This window comes from Rhizobium phaseoli, assembly GCF_010668805.1.
GTDB lineage: Bacteria > Pseudomonadota > Alphaproteobacteria > Rhizobiales > Rhizobiaceae > Rhizobium > Rhizobium phaseoli_A.
In genome coordinates this window covers 12,102-30,392 of the sequence record NZ_WUFT01000016.1, presented here as the reverse complement: position 1 = coordinate 30,392, position 18,291 = coordinate 12,102, and the positions used below count along the sequence as shown (strand labels likewise).

The 18,291-nt window shown below is 59.3% G+C and carries 14 protein-coding genes; 10 read left to right on the top strand and 4 right to left on the bottom strand.

All coding sequences use genetic code 11. From position 1 onward, the window contains the following. From GR197_RS23040 to GR197_RS23030, 3 genes are all read left to right on the top strand, one after another. On the top strand, positions 1–3,732 hold the full coding sequence (locus GR197_RS23040; protein ID WP_164013758.1) for a type IV secretion system protein: 3,732 nt from the start codon (positions 1–3) through the stop codon (positions 3,730–3,732). A 909-nt stretch (positions 3,733–4,641) separates the two neighbouring features. Next, entirely contained in the window at positions 4,642–5,325 is a 684-nt protein-coding gene (locus GR197_RS23035; RefSeq protein ID WP_164013756.1) for a winged helix-turn-helix transcriptional regulator, read from the top strand. A 124-nt stretch (positions 5,326–5,449) separates the two neighbouring features. Continuing rightward, a complete protein-coding gene (locus GR197_RS23030) occupies positions 5,450–6,694 on the top strand; it encodes an aminotransferase class I/II-fold pyridoxal phosphate-dependent enzyme (protein WP_164013754.1) in 1,245 nt (414 codons plus the stop codon). A 47-nt stretch (positions 6,695–6,741) separates the two neighbouring features. On the opposite strand, the gene GR197_RS23025 is transcribed toward GR197_RS23030, so the two are convergent. The 4 genes from GR197_RS23025 to GR197_RS23010 are packed head-to-tail and all read right to left on the bottom strand — an operon-like array spanning position 6,742 to position 10,683. Continuing rightward, positions 6,742–7,800, bottom strand: a complete 1,059-nt coding sequence (locus GR197_RS23025) for an extracellular solute-binding protein (RefSeq protein ID WP_204330348.1) — start codon at positions 7,798–7,800, stop codon at positions 6,742–6,744. Between the two features lie 34 nt (positions 7,801–7,834). Next, on the bottom strand, positions 7,835–8,620 hold the full coding sequence (locus tag GR197_RS23020) for an ABC transporter permease (RefSeq protein ID WP_432444205.1): 786 nt from the start codon (positions 8,618–8,620) through the stop codon (positions 7,835–7,837). A 43-nt stretch (positions 8,621–8,663) separates the two neighbouring features. Continuing rightward, the gene (locus tag GR197_RS23015; protein WP_164013751.1) at positions 8,664–9,572 is read right to left on the bottom strand and encodes an ABC transporter permease; all 909 of its coding nucleotides are present in this window, start codon (positions 9,570–9,572) and stop codon (positions 8,664–8,666) included. A 1-nt stretch (position 9,573) separates the two neighbouring features. Continuing rightward, on the bottom strand, positions 9,574–10,683 hold the full coding sequence (locus tag GR197_RS23010; RefSeq protein WP_164013882.1) for an ABC transporter ATP-binding protein: 1,110 nt from the start codon (positions 10,681–10,683) through the stop codon (positions 9,574–9,576). 242 nt (positions 10,684–10,925) lie between these two features. Between GR197_RS23010 and GR197_RS23005 the strand changes: the two genes are divergently transcribed. The 7 genes from GR197_RS23005 to GR197_RS22975 all read left to right on the top strand — a co-directional run bounded on the left by GR197_RS23005 (position 10,926) and on the right by GR197_RS22975 (position 17,406). Then, a complete protein-coding gene (locus GR197_RS23005; RefSeq protein WP_164013749.1) occupies positions 10,926–11,624 on the top strand; it encodes a GntR family transcriptional regulator in 699 nt (232 codons plus the stop codon). A 104-nt stretch (positions 11,625–11,728) separates the two neighbouring features. Beyond that, entirely contained in the window at positions 11,729–13,090 is a 1,362-nt protein-coding gene (locus tag GR197_RS23000) for an aspartate aminotransferase family protein (protein ID WP_164013747.1), read from the top strand. A gap of 2 nt (positions 13,091–13,092) precedes the next feature. Further along, a complete protein-coding gene (locus tag GR197_RS22995; protein ID WP_164013745.1) occupies positions 13,093–14,802 on the top strand; it encodes an acetolactate synthase catalytic subunit in 1,710 nt (569 codons plus the stop codon). Continuing rightward, on the top strand, positions 14,799–15,575 hold the full coding sequence (fabG, locus tag GR197_RS22990; RefSeq protein ID WP_164013743.1) for a 3-oxoacyl-ACP reductase FabG: 777 nt from the start codon (positions 14,799–14,801) through the stop codon (positions 15,573–15,575). Before GR197_RS22995 ends, fabG begins: the two co-directional genes overlap by 4 nt. A 37-nt stretch (positions 15,576–15,612) precedes the next feature. Continuing rightward, positions 15,613–16,284 carry a winged helix-turn-helix transcriptional regulator gene (locus tag GR197_RS22985; protein ID WP_164013880.1) on the top strand — a complete coding sequence of 224 codons (672 nt, stop codon included), beginning with the start codon at positions 15,613–15,615 and terminating at the stop codon, positions 16,282–16,284. A gap of 8 nt (positions 16,285–16,292) precedes the next feature. Further along, positions 16,293–16,580 (top strand): hypothetical protein, encoded by a 288-nt coding sequence (locus GR197_RS22980; protein ID WP_164013741.1) that lies wholly within the window; start codon positions 16,293–16,295, stop codon positions 16,578–16,580. A gap of 379 nt (positions 16,581–16,959) precedes the next feature. Continuing rightward, complete coding sequence (locus GR197_RS22975) at positions 16,960–17,406, top strand: GNAT family N-acetyltransferase (protein WP_164013739.1); 447 nt, start codon at positions 16,960–16,962, stop codon at positions 17,404–17,406. The last annotated feature ends 885 nt before the right edge of the window (positions 17,407–18,291 follow it).

Below are 18,291 nucleotides of genomic sequence, written 5' to 3'. Positions count from 1 at the left end.
ATGTATCAGGTCTTCAGCTTCGTCGACGGGCAATTCAAGACACCGCTCGAAAACTTCATTTCCTCCGGCACCTCGAACATCGCCAGCTGGGTCAGTGGCCCGTTGACGGCGGCCCTTACGCTCTATGTCGTGCTCTACGGCTACCTGGTTCTGCGCGGCTCCGTCCAGGACCCGATTCTTGAATTCGCGTTCCGGGCAATGAAGCTTGCCATCATCGTCATGCTGGTAAGGAACGCTGGCGACTACCAGACCTACGTCAGCAACATCTTCTTCGACATACTTCCACGCGAGATCTCGCAGGCGCTGAACTCCGGCACGACGCCGAGCGCTTCGACCTTCGACAGCCTGCTGGATAAAGGCCAGAAATGCGCCTACGAGATCTGGTCCCGCGCTTCCTGGCCAGTCGATATCGTCACAGGCATCGGCGGCATGATGGTCATCGGCGCGAGCTTCATCGTGGCGGCGATCGGCTACATCGTCTCGCTCTACGCTCGGCTGGCGCTTGCCATCGTCCTGGCGATTGGCCCGATCTTCATCGCGCTCGCCATGTTCCAGTCGACGCGCAGGTTTACCGAATCCTGGATCGGTCAGTTGGTGAACTTCGTCATCCTCGTCGGCGATGCGATGCAGCTGCAGCCGATCCAGGCAGGTGCGGCCTTCCGGGCAATCACCGAACGGACCGGCTTTGCCGAGCTTGCCGGCGTGCGCCGCCAGCGGCAGGAATGGGCGCGCGAGGCGTCACGGCTGTTTGCCCGCGGCAAGGTCGAGAAGGGGCTCGATGCCTATGCTGAGCATGGCCATCTGGTCGAGGCGGGCACGCGCGAGGAAGCGGTCGATCGGATCGTCGCCGATTGGACCGACGCACGCAAACAGGCGATCGATCGCTCCGCTTCCGAAGGCAGTGATGGCCGTCTTCGCGGCGACGAATTGCTCGTGCTCGCCCACACCAATGATGATGTCAAGCGCCTGAACGAGGCGCTGCGTGAAGTGATGACCCGAGAGGGGGCGTTGAGTGACAGCCGCAGCTTCCGGACCGAGCGCGGGACGCGGGAATTCGCCGTCGGTGATCGCATTATCTTCCTGGAGAACGCCCGCTTCCTCGAGCCGCGGGCCAGGCATTCCGGTCCGCAATATGTGAAGAACGGCATGCTCGCAACGGTCGTTGCCACCGGTGACAAAAACGGCGATCCGCTGCTGTCGGTGCGCCTCGACAATGGCCGCAAGGTCGTCTTCAGTGAGGACAGCTATCGCAATGTCGATCACGGCTATGCCGCAACGATCCACAAATCTCAAGGCTCGACCGTCGATCGCACCTTCGTGCTGGCAACCGGGATGATGGACCAGCATCTGACCTATGTGTCGATGACCAGGCATCGTGACCGCGTCGATCTCTATGCGGCAGGCGAGGATTTTGAGCCGAGGCCGGAATGGGGACGAAAGCTGCGTGCCGATCACGCCGCCGGCGTCACCGGCGAGCTTGTCGAAACCGGAAAAGCTAAATTCCGGCCGGATGACGAGGATGCCGACGATAGTCCCTATGCCGACGTTAAGACCGACGACGGAACCGTCCATCGGCTGTGGGGCGTCAGCCTGCCGAAGGCGCTCGACGATGCCGTCATCTTGGAAGGCGATACCGTCACGCTGCGCAAGGATGGGGTCGAAAGGGTCAACGTCCAGATTGCCATCGTCGACCAGGAGACGGGGCAGAAGCGTTACGAGGAGAGGCAAGTCGACCGCAATGTCTGGACGGCCAGTCGGATCGAAACCGCCGAAGCGCGCCAGGATCGCACCCGGCGCGAAAGCCATCGACCGGATGTGTTCAAGCAGCTGGTCGAACGACTGTCGCGCTCCGGCGCCAAGACGACGACGCTCGATTTTGAGAGCGAGGCCGGTTATCGCGCCCAGGCGCAAGACTTCGCCCGGCGCCGCGGGATCGAGCATCTTTCGCTGGCCGCGGCCGAGATGGAGGAAAGCCTGTCCCGGCGCTGGGGGTGGATTGCTGCCAAGAGGGAGCAGGTGGAAAAGCTCTGGGAGCGGGCAAGTGCGGCGCTCGGCTTTGCCATCGAGCGGGAGCGGCGGGTCGCCTACAACGAGGAGCGAACTGAATCCCACGTCGTCTCGGGCGCAAGCGCTGGTGAAGCACACTCTCTGATCCCGCCGACCACCGGCTTCGTCAGAAGCGTCGAGCAGGATGCGCGGCTGGCGCAGCATTCATCACCCGCCTGGGCGGAGCGGGAAACGCTGCTGCGACCGCTGCTGGGAAAGGTCTATCGCGATCCGGATGCAGCTCTTGTCATGCTGAACAGGCTGGCCTCGGATATCGGCAGTGAACCGCGCAGGCTCGCCGACGATCTTGCCGCAGCCCCTGATCGGCTCGGCCGCCTGCGTGGTTCCGCGCTGATGGTCGACGGACGCGCGGCCCGCAACGAGCGCAGTGTCGCGGTGGCGGCTGTGAAGGAATTGCTTCCCTTGGCCCGTGCCCATGCGACCGAATTCCGCCGGAACGCCGAGCGGTTCGAACTGCGTGAGCAGACGCGGCGTTCGTATATGTCCTTGTCGATCCCGGCGCTCTCGAAACCCGCGATGGCGCGCTTACTCGAGATCGAGGCGGTGCGCAGCCGGGGTGGAGATGATGCTTATAAGAGCGCCTTTGCATTTGCCGCCGAGGACCGCTCGGTCGTGCAGGAGATCAAGGCGGTCAGCGAAGCACTGTCGGCCCGCTTCGGCTGGAGTGCGTTCACCGCAAAGGCCGATGCGGTTGCCGAACGTAACATCGCCGAGCGCATGCCGGACGATCTGACCGCCGCTCGGCGCGAGACGCTCATCCAGCTGTTTGAAGCCGTCAAACGTTTTGCCGAAGAGCAGTATCTGGCCGAGCGTCAGGATCGCTCGAAGATCGTTGCTGCGGCCAGTGTCGATCTGGGCAAGGGACCAGAGACGGGACAGGGCAAGGAGAACGCCACCGTGCTGCCGATGCTTGCCGCCGTCACCGAGTTCAAGACGCCGGTCGACGAGGAGGCGCGATCGCGCGCCCTCGCAGCTCCTCTCTATCGCCAGCAGCGTGCGGCATTGGCCAAAGCCGCGACAACCATCTGGCGCGATCCGTCCGGCGCCGTCGGCAAGATCGAGGAACTGCTCCAGAAAGGTTTTGCTGCTGATCGCATTGCCGCCGCGGTCACCAACGATCCCGCCGCTTATGGTGCGTTACGCGGTTCTGGTCGGCTGATGGACCGGATGCTGGCGTCCGGCCGCGAGCGGAAGGAGGCGATGCGCACCGTGCCGGAAGCAGCAGCCCGCCTGCGTGCGCTCGGGTCGACCTACGTCAACGTTCTCGATGCAGAACGCAAGGTCATCACAGGAGAGCGCCAGCGCATGGCGGTTGCCATTCCCGGCCTGTCGAGAGCGGCAGACGAGGTGCTCGTGCAACGGCTGGCGCAGGCGCGGGCGAATGGTCGCAAGCTGAATACCTCGGCCGCTCCTCTCGATGCCAACATTCGCCGGGAGTTCGCCGATGTCAGCAGGGCGCTCGATCAGCGCTTCGGGCCCAATGCCCTCATTCGTGGTGAAGAGGCTCTCATCAATCGGGTACCGCCCGCGCAGCGTGAGGCCTTCGCGGCGATGCAGGAGAAGCTGAAGGTCCTGCAGCAGACCGTCCGCCATGAAAGCAGTGAGGAGATCATTGCAGAACGGCGCCACCGGGCTGTCAGCCGTGGCCGTGGCATTGGTTTGTGAGAGCCGCTGAATCGAAAGGGCATCATGGCTGAGCAGGAATTCTTCTGGCCTGATCGTTAGAGTGTCCGCGCAAATTCGCGATCATGATAATCCGCCGGCTCGCTACATTCCCGCGAGCCGCTGGCGAGGACCATAGACTTTGCGGTCACTTGTCGCTTTATCTCAAGGTTTGGGCGCGCAAGATGTCGAAACAGTGAGCGTCAACCGGGATGGTCATCTCCGATGAAACGCCGTCAAGCAGGAGATCGCGCAACGGCTGCCAATCCTTGTCGCCACGGATCGGTCCCCCGCGTACTCGCTATTGGTCCCATAGCCTATGCCGGCGACCCACTCGGGGGATGTGCTTCCGATGATCCTCAATTTCGCGCCCCTTCAGACTTCGCTGCTCCCAGGTGTTTGAAAACCCGCACCCAAAAAATGAAGTCGCCTGAACGCCCGTCGAAGCGCGCGCAGAGGGCGCACCAGGCCGCAGCCGATTTCGCATCTGGGCCATAAAGCGATCGCGCGGCAGCGCTTGTATCCCCAACATCTACATCACCCCAAATATCAGGTGCGGCTGCGGCACAGCCCACCGAGAACGTTTCGACTATTTCGCGCATGGAAAAACCCCGTAACCGTCCGGAAACAGGTCATCAATTATGCCGGACGTTGATCCCATCAAATGGGCCACGATCACGTGCCGTCCCTGGCAACTATACGCTTCTGCGCGAAATCCTTCCCGCGTTCAACATTATGTTGTAACAAAATAAAAAGGCAAGTTATAAAAATACCCGGGGTGAGAGCGATTTACGATTCAGGTAAGCCGTCTATGAGCCAATGGCGGGAGGAACCAATTAATATGACACAATTCGGTAAATGTTTTGTGGTATCAAAAACCGTCATGAGGGTCTCAGATTACGGGGCCTGCCAATGACCGAACTTCTGGCGATCGTATCCCGAGACGCTGATTATTATTTGATGCTCGAGCATATTTTGAAGGAAGCCGGATATAGGACAACGCTCGTGGATATTCCGAGCGAAGCCGTGCAGACAGCCGAGGAGCGCGACGCTGCAGCGATCATCGTCGACTGCCAGCCGGGGTCGCAAATTTTGTCTGATATCGCCTTCAGCCTAAAAGAAAGAGGGCTTGCCAGCAAGGTCACCCTCATTGCGCTCGTCGCCGAAAAAACAGCCTATCTCGACATCTTGAAAGCCAACGTCGATGAGAGCTTTACAAGGCCGATGCGGCCGAAGCGCCTCCTGTCTTACCTTCACGGTGCAATAGGCAATACCTCCGACGAGACGCGTAGCCGCCTCCCTCCAATATTCGACGATATGAAGTTGGACGCCGAGGGTCGGCGTGTCCTGGTGCGGGGCACGCCGATCAACCTCAGTCCGATCGAGTTTCGCCTATTGAACGCCCTTATGGGCGACGCGGGGCGTGTTCTCAGCCGCGCCGAGTTGATAGGCATCGCCTGGCCGCAGGGAGCGTTCGTTGAGCCGCGGACGGTGGATGTTCATATAGGCCGCCTCCGGCGGGCTTTGAAGCGAGCCCTTGGTCGCGATGTGATCCGGACGGTACCAAAGGTCGGATATGCGATCGACATCGCTTGAAGCATGTGAATGTCAACACGTTCACACCTTCACCGAAACTTCCTCAAAACTTGCCGACGCCTTCGTTGCATAAAGGATGGGCACGCGGTTAGCGTGTATCCCATCCATTGTTTGGGAGCACAACATGCAAGAGGCCGCTTCGGGCGCCGGGTCGCCCACGATATCGCACAGAAACACTGCCAGTTTGATCAGGCATGCAGGTCCTCACTTTGCCGCAGCCCATCTTGACGGTTTGATGGCACTCTATGTCCAGCCATCCGACGGTCGAGCGGTGTCGCTGCCAATTTCAGAGCATCGATCGGAGCGCATTGTCGACTTCGTTCGCTGCTCCTATCTCGGGCTCGACAATCATCCCTCGATTATAGAGGGCGCAATCGAGACCGTTCGGCGCTACGGAACGCTCCATTGGTCATGCGCCCGCACACGGCTCAATTTTGCAGTCCTCGGAAACCTTGAGGACGCTCTCTCTGATCTCTTCGGGGCGAGGGTGATTACCTACACAACGGTGCTTGCGGCCAACCTGAGCGCGCTTCCGCTGATCGCGTCCGGAGTTCTGACCGGCGGCAAGAAACCCGTGATGGTGTTCGACCGTCTCGCCCATGCGACGCTTGCCCTCAATAAGCCTGTCGTAGCCGAAGAATGTGAGGTCCGCACAGTAAAACACAACGATCTTCAGGCGCTCGAAGACATCTGCCGTCAGAACGAGACGGTCGCTTACGTTTGCGATGGTGTCTATTCCATGGGCGGCGGCGCGCCGATCAAGGAATTGCGCGAACTTCAGGAGCGATACGGCCTTTTCCTTTATATCGACGACGCTCACGGCATATCGATCTTCGGAGAAAAAGGCGAGGGCTTCGCCCGTTCGCAAATGCCTGAGGGTCTCGGAGAACGTACGATTATCGCTGCCTCACTCGGCAAGGGTTTTGGTGCTTCAGGCGGCATGCTTATGCTCGCAACTGCCTTCCAGGAAGAGATCTTTCGCCGTTTTGCTCTTGCGCATGCCTTTTCGGCTTCGATCAATGTTGCAGCAATTGGTGCAGCTCTTGCCTCCCAGGCGATCCATCGCACGCCGGAACTCGGCGTGCGACAGAGGGCGCTGGCCGAATACATTTCTCTTTTTGACGAACTGGTGCCTACCGCACAGGCCGGGTCCAGACTGCCCATTCGGACTGTCGTCGTTGGTGACGAGCTTGCGGCAATCGGTGCCGCCAGAGTGGTGCTTGACGCCGGTTACTATACATCGGCCATATTCTTCCCGACGGTGGCCAAGGGGAGGGCAGGGCTACGCATATGCCCGACTGCCAGCCACACGGCCGCGGAAGTGCACGAGGTCGCCGCTGCCATTAATCGTGCCCTCAAGAGTCAATGATCGGTCTTCACCCCCGGGCGGCGCTTCTCCTCCCCCGGGGGTGACTCTCATCGGATCCACGCATTCCATCGCGCGAGCATTATCGCGGCATTTTCATTGATCCATTTGGCGTCCGGAATGACGATGTAGTCCCTGATGTCGTCGTCGCTCGGTAGCGCCGCACGTGCTGCCGGCGACATCAATCCTATTGCCTTGCGACTGGGCGGCGTGCAGAGGAGTTCCTCGCAGACTTTCGCCTGAGCCTCAGGATGATCAAGCCAGTAGCCGACCAGCTTCAACGCGCTCGTGCGGTTCGGCGCGTCCTTGATGACGGTCAGCCGATCACCGACCAGGAAAGAAGCCTTCTTGGACCAGGCGATCTGGCGGCCTTCAGCCTTCAGGGTATTTGCACGTGTCAGCCAGATCTGCCCGATGCTGTAATCGCCGTTGCGAAAGCCCTGGACGCTCTGGTCGCCGGTCTTCCACCAGAGCGATATCGCGGGACGAATTTCGTCGAGCTTTTTCAGTGCGCGGTCGACGTCGAGCGGAAAAAGCTTATCGCGCGGAACGCCATCGGCCAGCAGCGCGGCAGCCATGACCCGCCACGGATCGTCGAAATTTGGAAACGACCGCCCACCCGGAAATTTCGTCTGGTCCCACATGTCGGCCCAGCTCGACGGATTTCCATCTTTGAAGCCGGTTGGGTCGTAGGCCATGAGCGTTGCGGTCGAAAAAAGCCTGGCCCCGGCACTGACGCAGGCATCCTCCACCAGGTCTGGCCGGTCACGGAACGGCTTGCAAAATTCGGTGAGGTCTTCAGACGTCAGCCGATGCGTTTCAGCGCTCGCCTGGATCTCGCCGTCCGGATAAAGGTCCCAGGTCACATTTCCAGTCTTGACCATGGCCGAAGCTTTCGCCCGCATCTCCGCATTTGTCGCGGCTACCGAAACTATCTTAATGCCGGTCTCTTCGGTAAATGGCTCGAACCAAAATTTTCGGAGCGCCGCATCGTAGGCGCCACCAGTGGTCGCAATGATAACCTGCTCTTCGGCCTGCGCCGCTCCCACACCAGAAAGTGTGAGGCAAACCGCGAGCAGCAAAAGCTTGATCTTGGGTTGCTTTTTCATCGCGTGTTCCTCTGTCCGGATGAATGTGGCCACGTTAGTCCTCCCCGCGGCCGGTAAGGAGATGGATGGAGCCCATGAGAATGAGCGATACCGCGACGAGCAGCGTCGAAACGGCGGCGATGACCGGGGTGAGATTGAAGTCGATGTCCTCGAACATCTTGCGGCTGATCGTTTTGCCGCCGGTATCGGAAATGAAGAATGCGACAGTTGCCTCATCGAAAGACGCCAGAAACGCAAAGACCGAAGCGGCCGCGACCGCCGGCGAGATGTTTGGGAGCACGATGCTGAAGAATGCGCGGCTCCGGCTTGCCCCGCAATTCAGTGCGGCAAGTTCAAGCGACGGGTCGAAGCGCTCGAGTGCCGCCGACACGGTGATGATAACGTAGGGGACCGAAAGCACCGTGTGTGCGATCAGGAATCCAGCAAAATTGCCGGTCAGGCCAAGCGGCGAAAAAATCAGGTAAAGGGCAACACCAAAGACCACATGGGGGACAATCATTGGCCCGAGCGACAATGCTTGCAGAAAGGCCTTTCCCGGCAGATTACCGCGAACGAGCCCGACAGCGGCCAAGGTGCCAATGGTCGTCGAGGCGATCGTTGTCGATAGCGCAATCTTCAAACTGAAGATCGTCGCCGCGCGCCAGTCCGGATCGGAAAGAAATTCGCTATACCAGCGAAGCGTCAGCCCCTTCGGTGGGAACTGGATGTAGCTGCTGCCATTCAGCGAAATCGGGATGACGAGCAGCGTCGGCAACACCAAAAAGAACAGGATCGCGCCAATCAAGAATCCTCCAAAAAGCCGCGAGGCTGACTTGCGAATAGGTCGGTGGTCGCTGTGCGAGCGTGGCGCTATAGCTGCGGGATCAGTTGACACTGTTCATTCCTTTGCTGAGGGAAAGCGCCTTGCGGAACACAAGGACAAAGACGAGCGTCGTGGTCAGAAGGACAGTCGCGAGCGCTGCCGCGAACGGCCAGTCAAGAAGGACGGTGGTTTGCTGACCGATCAGCGTTGCCATCATCAATGCCCCCGGTCCGCCAACGAGTGCCGGCGTAATGTAAAAACCGATTGCCAGAATGAAGCACATGACACACCCGGCGAAAATTCCAGGCAGGCTAAGCGGCAAGGTCACGCGCATGAAGGCGCCCGCTGGGCCGGCGCCGAGATTGCGGGCTGCCTGGCAGTATTCCGCAGGAATAGTGCGAAGAGCATTGCAGATCGGCAGGATCATGAAGGGCATCAGGACATGCGTCATCGCAAGGATGACGGCGCCCTCGGTATAGAGAAGCTTTAAAGGGCTGGTAGCGAGGCCGCTTTCCATCAACAAGCCATTTACAATGCCCTTTCGCTGCAACAGCACGATCCACGCGTAAGATCGCACCAGCACCGAGGTCCACAGTGGCACGAACACCGCCGCCGCGACGATCATTGCAGTCTTGCCCTTGGCGCGCGCCATGAGGAAGGCGACCGGATATCCGAGCAGCAGGCTTGCCACCGTGACGATTGCTCCAGTCTGCAACGTGCGCAGCAGGACGTCGATGTAAAGCGGCTCGGTAACGATCCGCTTGTAGTATTCGAGCGTGAATCCCGGCGCCATGAAGCTCAGAGAGATGAGCCGGCTGATCGGATAGACGAAGCCTGCTGCCAATAGGAGCATCAACGGGGCAATAAGCAGCAGCGTCAGCGCGTGCGAATAACGCCGGGCCGAGCGGGAAAATAACCAGCTTGCTGGAGGGGTCGATGTATGGGCGAGATCATCGGCGGTCACGGTCATCTCATGCCTCCAGTTCGGCAAAGAGCCGCAGGCCATCACGCTCGGCAACGACATCCACGAGTGTGCCCGTTGCAAACGGCGCCCTCATCCCATCGGTGGGGGTCTGGACCTGAATGATCTCTCCGCTCCCGAAATCAGTGCGAACGAGATGAAGGTCGAAGGAGCCTGCAAAGACTGAGGTTTCGATGCGGCCAGGAAGCGCGTTCTTTCCGCCTGCGCCACGCGCCGCAAGGCCGAGGCGCTCTGGCCGGAGCGCAAGGCGAATGCGATCGCCGATCCTTGCCGAACCATTGAAACCCGGAGCAGCGCCCGGCGTATCAATGACCACGTCATCACCCAGTCTGATCGTCTGGCTGCCAGCGATCTCGCCCAGGAATTCTCCGGTCAGAAAGTTCATCTTTCCGATGAAATCCGCGACAAAGGCACTCTGTGGATTGCAGTAAATCTCCGCCGGGGTTCCGAGTTGTGCGATTTCGCCCTTTGCCATAACAGCGATCCGGTCGGACATCGTCAACGCCTCCTCCTGATCGTGCGTCACATAGATGACCGTAGCGCCCAGACGCTGCTGCAACTGTTTTATCTCGAGCTGCATGGATTCGCGCAGCTTCTTGTCCAGCGCTCCAAGCGGTTCGTCCATCAGGAGTACGGGCGGTTCGAAGACAATCGCACGCGCGACCGCCACTCGCTGTTGCTGGCCGCCGGAGAGTTCGTGGGGATAGCGCCTGGCGTAGTCGGGGAGTTGGACGAGGTTGAGCGCACGACCGACGCGTTCGGCTCTGAGATTCTTGTGTATGCCGCGCATCTTCAGTGGAAAGGCGATGTTCTCAGCAACGGTCAGATGCGGGAACAAGGCATAACGCTGAAAGACCATCCCGATGTTGCGGCGATCGGGTGATATGGTGGTGACATCGCGCCCGCCAATAATGATGCGTCCGGCAGAAGGGCTTTCGAAACCGGCGATCATTGTCAGAAGCGTCGTCTTTCCCGATCCGGAAGGACCTAGGATCGACAGGAATTCGCCGGCCGGAATGTCCAAGGTCACTGCGCCAACGGCAGTCTGGTTGCCATAGGACTTTCCTATGCGATCGATGAAAACAGCTGCGCCAATCAAATGATATATCCCCTCATCGTGTGTGTTAAAACGTGTTGCAACCTCCCGGCCCCGCGGGTGCAGTGCCAGATCCAAGAGCGTAGTGCCGATAAGACCGGCACCATTCTGGCATCGCTTTTCGCGGCCAAGCCGTTGCTGATAATCACGATCCCGTTATGCTGTCACATTACAGGTTCGTTTTCCGGCGGCTTTGTTTTTGTTGCAACAAAAATGTGAAGAAGTCAACACGTGGGAGATTAAAATTGAACAAAAATACAACCATTGAGGAATCGCAGGCGTCGGACACGCAGGTGGGGCGGCTCAGCGACTTTGCCTACGCCTCCATCAAGGAGTTACTCGCGCGCGGTACTTACAAGCCGGGTCACAAGCTGCCCATCCGCTCGGTAGCCGAATTACTGAACGTTGGCGCCACACCGGCGCGCGAGGCGATCAACCGGTTGGTCTTTGAGGGCGCGCTCGCAATGGTGGGCCCTAAAACCGTCATCGTCCCGCATCTCGATCTCGCCGCGCTTTACGAAGTCACTCAGATGCGGCTTGCCCTTGAGGGGTTGGCTACCGAGAAAGGCGCGTCCCGGGCGACAGGCGAGACCATCGATAACCTGCTCTGTCTGCAAGAGAAAATAACGCTGTCACTTGACGAGATGCGTTATGGCGACGCTCTTCACGACAATAAAGAATTTCACTTTGCGATCTATCGGCTTTGTGAGATGCCGCACCTCCTTTCAACCATTGAGGCGCTTTGGCTAAGGGTCGGCGCTTCGTTCCACAATCTCTATCCCGAGTTTGCCGAGGCCAAGTATGGAGTGCACAACCACATGGCCGCGATTGAGGGGCTCGTGGATAAAGATCCGTCTGCTGTCCGCGCGGCGATGGAAAACGATATTCGCGACGGCTACCGGCGCCTAAAGAAGGCTGCACAGGAGCGTCTCAACCGGCAATAACGTCTGTCGTCATTTTTTTGTTGCAACTTCTTCAAGTTCATGATTTTTGTTATAACAAAATTATGAAGGGTTGCGCCGCGACCCCTGTTGGCCGGAGAAGATTGATGTTTCACCCAGATTTATCGCGAAGCGGCCGGGGCTATTCCCGGTCGAGGTCCGAACATTTCTTCAAGAGGGGGCGCCGGGTATTTCCGACGGGCATCACGCGGGTCACCGTGGATCATGAGCCCAGCCCGCTCTACATTTCCCGCGGGGAGGGAGCCTATCTCATCGATGTCGATGGCAATCGCCTCCTGGACCTCAACAACAATTTCACGACGCTGATCCACGGCCATGGTTTCCTTCCAGTCGCCGACGCGGTTGCAGACCTTCTTCACCGCGGCACGTGTTTCTCCAACCCTACCGAGCACGAGATCACGCTGGCCGAGTTGTTGATCGAGCGCATTCCCGCAGTCGAACATATTCGTTTCGTCAACAGCGGGACCGAGGCTGTGATGTTTGCGATCAAGGCCGCCCGTGCATTTACCTGCCGGCCAGGCGTTGCACGCATCGAAGGCGCCTATCACGGCGCTTACGACTGGGCGGAAACGGGGCAGGCGGTGTCGCCGGCTATCTGGAACGACCCACAGCGATCGTCGGCTGTGCCTTCCTATCGTGGTATGCCGCCCTCGGTTGGTGAGGAGGTCACCGTTGTCCGATTCAATGACGTCACGGATCTCGAGCGTCGGATAGCTTCTGCAGCCCCTTCATTGGCGTGTATCCTGATTGATCCGATGCCGAGCCGCGCCGGGCTGATTGCGCCCGAACCGAGCTTCCTTGCCGCCGTCGGTGCGATAGCCAAGCAATACGGAATCCTCGTCGTCGCCGACGAAGTCCTCAATCTGCGACAGTCATATGCGGGGTCTTCGGCTCGCTATGGCCTGCAGCCCGACTTGATCGCGGCTGGGAAGATCATCGGCGGAGGTTTTCCCGTCGGAGCAGTTGGTGGGCGTGAGGAAATCATGCGGGTCTTCGCGAGCGACAGCGGCAAGCCGCTGCTTCCGCAAGGCGGCACGTTTTCGGCAAATCCGGTATCAATGGTCGCAGGGCGGGTCGCAATGGAGGCGATGACGGAGGCCGCGTTCGGCTCGCTCGAAAGCCTTGGCGATAGCATTCGGGTCGGCCTTCGAAAGGAGATCGAGCGCCGCGGCGCGGCCTTCTGCGTGACGGGGGCCGCATCATTGTTTCGCATCCATCCGAAAGGCCAGGAGCCAACCGACTTCCGAGAGGCCTATCTCGTGCCGGAAGAGGCCGAATTGATGGCTCGCCTTTCCAGGCATTTCCTCGATTGCGGCATTCTGCTTCCGAATGGTGCCGCGGCATGCCTTTCGACGGCGATGACGAAGGCCGACGGTGATGCGGTTATCTCAGCCTTCGCAGATTTCCTTTCAGTCCTTGAAGCAAACCCAACAGAAGCAGGCATGTGACCATGGCAACTGATGTTTTCACCGTCGCCGAGCGTATCGCTCATTCTCTCAAGAGGCACGACGTCACCCACATATTTGCCCAGAGCCTGCCTTCGGCGGTGATCCTCGCCGCCGAAGCGATTGGCATCCGCCAAGTCGCCTACCGTCAGGAAAACATGGGCGGGACCATGGCTGATGGCTATGCGCGCCTGTCCGGGAAGGTCGGCGTGGTCGCAGCGCAAAACGGACCCGCCGCAACGCTTCTCGTTCCGCCGTTGGCCGAAGCATTGAAGGCCAGCGTTCCGATTGTCGCTCTTGTCCAGGACGTTGAACGAGATCAGGCCGACCGCAACGCATTCCAGGAACTCGACCATCTTGCATTATTCCAATCCTGCACAAAGTGGGTGCGCAAGGTGATCGTTGCGGAACGGATCGACGACTACGTCGATGCGGCCTTCACGACGGCAACCTCGGGCCGGCCGGGGCCGGTAGCTCTCTTGCTTCCCGCCGACCTATTGCGAGAGCAGATAGCGCCTTCGCCATTTCGGCGCGAGGCTACCCTGGGTCACTGGCCGCTTGATCGGTTGCGCCCGCGCAATGACGACATCGAGCGCGCAGCCTCGATGATCGCGGCAGCTCATGCTCCCATCATCATCGCGGGAGGCGGCGTTCACGCAAGCCGCGCCGCCGCCGAACTTTCGGCGCTACAAGATGAGGCCTCGCTTCCCGTCGTCACGACCAACATGGGAAAAGGTGTTGTCGACGAATTCCATCCCCTGTCGGCCGGGGTTCTCGGTGCTCTCGTGGGACCGCGGTCGCTCGGACGACATACCGTCGCGCTTGTCGAAGAGGCCGATCTCGTTGTTCTGGTCGGGACGCGGACCAATCAGAATGGCACGGATAGTTGGCGTCAGATTCCCCGGTCCGCGTCAGTTATCCATGTCGATGTCGATCCCGCCGAAATCGGTCGCACGTATGAAGCGGTCAGGCTGGCAGGCGACGCGGCCGAGATCATTCGGGCGCTTCGAAGCGAGCTCGCCGGAAGCGATCTCTCCCACCGCAAATCGAAGCGCAATCAACTGACTGACAGGATCGCCGGGTTCTGGCGCGCGTTTGACGCAGACCGGCAATCGGTTGCCCGGTCGGATGCCAGTCCGATCCGTCCCGAGCGGATCATGTTCGAGCTGCAACAGTTGTTGACGGCAGAGACGACCGTTGTTGCCGATGCGAGCTATTCCTCGATGTGGGTCGCTGGCCAGTTGCGGGCGCTTTCGCCGGGCATGCGATTTCTCTTGCCGCGGGGCCTTGCTGGACTTGGGTGGGGCCTGCCGCTTGCGCTCGGCGCGAAAGTGGCAGAGCCCGATAAGCCGGTCGTTTCGATCGTCGGGGACGGCGGCTTCGCGCATAGCTGGGCGGAGCTTGAGACCATGGTGCGAAGCAAGCTTCCCATCCTCATTATCGTGTTGAACAATGGCATCCTTGGTTTTCAGCGTGACGCGGAAACTGCCAAGTTCGGCAGGTTCACGACCGCCTGCAGCTTTGCGGATGTCGACCATCAGAAAATTGCGGAGGCCTGCGGCTGCCCGGCAGTCCGCATTTCCGATCCCGCCGATCTTCCCAGATACCTCGAACGCGGTCTTTCTGGAGACGGTCCTTTGCTGATCGAGGTCATGACTGATCCTTGCGCCCATCCGCCGCTATCGCTGTTTGCTGCAATGGATCAAGCGGCATGAGTGCCGACTGCAGCCCGCGTATTGCCGTCATCAGCGGCGGCACAACCGGGATAGGTCTTGCTGCCGCGTTTCGTCTGCTGAAAGCCGGCCATCGGGTTGCCGTCTTCAGCCATGGCGAGAAAGGCGTCATGACCGCAGGCGCAGCACTTGGCGAGGCTTTCGGACCAGAGCGCTCGATAGCGAGACAGGTCGATCTCCGCGCGCCGGCGGCGGTCGAACGGTTTTTCGGGGAAGTCGCGGATATCTGGGGTGCACCTGGTATCCTCGTTTGCAACGCGGGGATATCGCCGAAGGGTCCCGAGGGTCCTCTTAACGTTGCCGACCTTGCCCTTGAGGAGTGGAACGACGTGCTCGCCGTCAACCTGACGGGCACGATGTTGTGTTGCCGGGCTGTTCTGCCCGCCATGAAGGAAAGGGGTTATGGGCGCGTTATATTCGTCGGATCCCTTGCAGGCCGGACGAGACCGCGGATCGCCGGCCCGAGTTATGTGGCGTCAAAGGCCGCACTTTCAGGCTTCTCCCGCGTCCTGGTCTCTCAATATGGCCCTTATGGCATAACATCAAATGTCGTGGCGCCGGGTCGCATCCTGACGCCACTGACCGGTTCCCCGGAAAGCAAGACCAACAGCGACGCGCTCACCCGGATTCCGGCCGGTCGGCTGGGTGCTCCGGACGACGTCGCTGCCGTGATCGCGTTCCTGGCGTCGGAGGACGCCGGGTTCGTCAACGGAGCCATCATAGATGTCAACGGCGGCGAGTTCGCACCGAGTTGAGGCTTGTCGCCATTTAAATGATGAAGAGGCGATCGACATGACTCCTATCATTCTGGTTTGCTCGCAGGACGCCGAACTCTATCTGCTGCTCGCGCATGTTCTGCACAGTGAAGGTTTCGAGGCTCGTCTTGCAGCAAGCGAAGACGATGTTATGGACGCCTGCACATCGGAAGAAATTTCCGCAGTCCTCTTAGATTGTGCAGGCTGGCCAAGCGATCTTGCGCCCCTATGTGCGCTGCTGAAGGGCACCGGGCTTTCCGTGGGTGCTCTCATCGACGGGAATATGCGTGCGCAGCACCTGCAGTTGATTAAGGCGGGTCTTGACGAAGGCATTACGCGTCCTTTGTCGCCGTCAAAGCTTCTCGCCTTTCTGCAGGGAATAAGACCGCGGTCGGAAGCTGTGACCCGGTCGAGTTTCGCTGTCCCCGCCGAGTTTGTATTCGAGCCGCACGCTGTCGTCGTCTCGGGGAAGAGAATATCCCTCGCGCCTATGGAGGTGAGAATCCTGAGATTTTTGCTCGAAAGGCAAGGGCAGATCAGCACCCGTCAGCAGCTCATCGAGGCCGCTTGGCCCGACCGCCACGCTGTAGAAAGCCGGACAGTCGACGTGCATATCGGCCGCCTGCGAAGGGCGATTGCGGAACTCCGCGATTTGCGGGTCCGCACTGTTTATGGCGCAGGTTACGCGCTTGAGTTTCACTATGGTTGATGTCCGTAATGCCCGGTCTAAGACTGGGTCATTCCCAAAGGCTCGCCTATCAGAAGCTGCCGCCTCACAAGGTTGCGGAACGCCTGGGAGGAAGCCGGCGTATCGGAAAGACTAACAAGCGCCCCTTCGGCTTCCACACCTACATCAAGGCGCTCGACGTCGGTGGACGCGTCCCCTCTGTCGTCCAGGTACATCGATTAGAAGCCGAAAAAGCCGACGAAAATTTGAAGGAAGAAAAGCAACGGAAAAGCGAGTGGCTTCACCGCTCGAAGCTGCCGCCCTCGTTCGTGAGCTGAACTGAAAAAGTCTATTGGGAAGGGTCGAAAATGCAGTCATTAAATTACCCATGCCCAATTCCAAGGGCGGATAAATACGGGCCGGAGTTGCCGCACCCACTCGTATCCGGCGCCTCGGCTCGCTCTGTCGTCCTAGACGCGATATCGCGCCAAGCCGAACTGAAACTACACGCGAAACCTATGGCCGACCAAACGTTCGTCAGTGCCGCAAGAGACGCTGGCGTGATTGGCCCCCTCGAGACGGAGTTGATCCAACGATCAGAAAAGCTCTGACAGCGATATGGAGGATGCCGGCGCAATACAAACACCCAGGTGGGCCCCCGTTGCGTTAATCGTCAAACTGCTGCAAATGTCGAATCGCTCAACGTAGGGTGGATTCATGCCGTTTCAGATTAAACGTCTTATTCCAGAATATCTCTGCAGCGCTGCCGCCGTACTGGTAAGTGCCTACGCTCGACCTCCGTGGAACGAGGATTGGTCGCTCGAAGCGGCAGTTGAGAATGTAAAGACTGTGCTTGAAACGCCCAAATCGATTGCCCTTGCGGCCATCGAGGGAGACAAGGTGCTAGGGGTCGCGCTAGGAATACGACAGCGGCGCCACTCTGGTCCGGTCATTTACCTGGACGAGCTTTCGGTACTGCCTGAAGCGCAGGGCACGGGGATAGGGACAGCACTGCTTTCCGCAATGTACGAGACGGCAATGGCCGAAGGTTGTAACAGCGTCTGGCTGGTCTCACAGCGAGAAGGTTCCCTGTCGAAATTTTACCAGCGCTGCGGGTTCGCCATTGGCAGCGATCTCGGGCTGTATTCGAAATCAGATATTTAGAACTTGGGGGATAAGAACTGGAGCATGTTGGCTCGACCGATGTCGCAAGCTTCGGACCATCGCTCCGGCGTGAGAGAGCGGTAAGGATTCCGCGGAGATTGCGATGACAATGTATGGTGGTGGTCGCCGGCCACGGCAGGTTGGCGGCCGCGAGGCCGCGGTTTTCCTGCTTTCCGATTCAAGCTTTTGCAAAACAATGACACGATGTCTCTGGAAACCAATTTGGCCGCAGGGGTGAGGGTTCGTCCTGCCTATCAGATTTGTTTTTTCCAGCATCTCCAAAGGAAACCGGCGAGCGCTCATCGAAGCGCTGCTGGCTGTCCGTTCGAAAAGGGGCGGTCCTGTGGGCTATAGTTGAAAGCGACGGAATACGTATCGATACGGACTAGGGCAGGAAGGCGGAATGGCCTTCCCCGAAACCGCCAAGTCCGAAATAACGCGCTACCTTCCGGCACACATGATTATCGAACCGAGAATCGAATAATACTGTTGCCTCAACCCGACCGCATTGATTTCCGCCTAAGCACTCTCTGACTTCCGTGCCTTGTGGCTCGAACTCTGATTGCCGTCACCTGTATAAATCCTCGCAACATCCGAAGAGTGCGATAGCGCACGGAAACAATGATGGTGTGCCTTTGTTACTCAGAGGCTGCCTCACGCAAAGGGTTTCGTGACCTGCGGAGGCTTATGCGGAACGGAGCTTAGTGATGGACACAGCAACGCAATGGGCACTTCTTCTGGGTGTAATGACTCTGGCCAGCTGGATAGCCGGTGGCCTAGCGGCCGTCCTCGGGAACGGGGAGTTGAGTCAGCACCGACAAAGGGCGGTGGACTATCTGACAATCGGGTTGAACGGCGTCGGCTTTGTGTCGGCAGTTGCAATGG

What these genes read in the sequence shown, in the direction of transcription:
- GR197_RS23035 (WP_164013756.1), top strand. Translation starts at nt 4,642, where the DNA reads ATGACCGAACTTCTGGCGATCGTATCCCGAGACGCTGATTATTATTTG.
- fabG (WP_164013743.1), top strand. Translation starts at nt 14,799, where the DNA reads ATGAGTGCCGACTGCAGCCCGCGTATTGCCGTCATCAGCGGCGGCACA.
- GR197_RS23000 (WP_164013747.1), top strand. Translation starts at nt 11,729, where the DNA reads ATGTTTCACCCAGATTTATCGCGAAGCGGCCGGGGCTATTCCCGGTCG.
- GR197_RS22975 (WP_164013739.1), top strand. Translation starts at nt 16,960, where the DNA reads ATGCCGTTTCAGATTAAACGTCTTATTCCAGAATATCTCTGCAGCGCT.
- GR197_RS22985 (WP_164013880.1), top strand. Translation starts at nt 15,613, where the DNA reads ATGACTCCTATCATTCTGGTTTGCTCGCAGGACGCCGAACTCTATCTG.
- GR197_RS23025 (WP_204330348.1), bottom strand. Translation starts at nt 7,800, where the DNA reads ATGAAAAAGCAACCCAAGATCAAGCTTTTGCTGCTCGCGGTTTGCCTC.
- GR197_RS22980 (WP_164013741.1), top strand. Translation starts at nt 16,293, where the DNA reads ATGCCCGGTCTAAGACTGGGTCATTCCCAAAGGCTCGCCTATCAGAAG.
- GR197_RS23015 (WP_164013751.1), bottom strand. Translation starts at nt 9,572, where the DNA reads ATGACCGTGACCGCCGATGATCTCGCCCATACATCGACCCCTCCAGCA.
- GR197_RS22995 (WP_164013745.1), top strand. Translation starts at nt 13,093, where the DNA reads ATGGCAACTGATGTTTTCACCGTCGCCGAGCGTATCGCTCATTCTCTC.
- GR197_RS23040 (WP_164013758.1), top strand. Translation starts at nt 1, where the DNA reads ATGTATCAGGTCTTCAGCTTCGTCGACGGGCAATTCAAGACACCGCTC.
- GR197_RS23030 (WP_164013754.1), top strand. Translation starts at nt 5,450, where the DNA reads ATGCAAGAGGCCGCTTCGGGCGCCGGGTCGCCCACGATATCGCACAGA.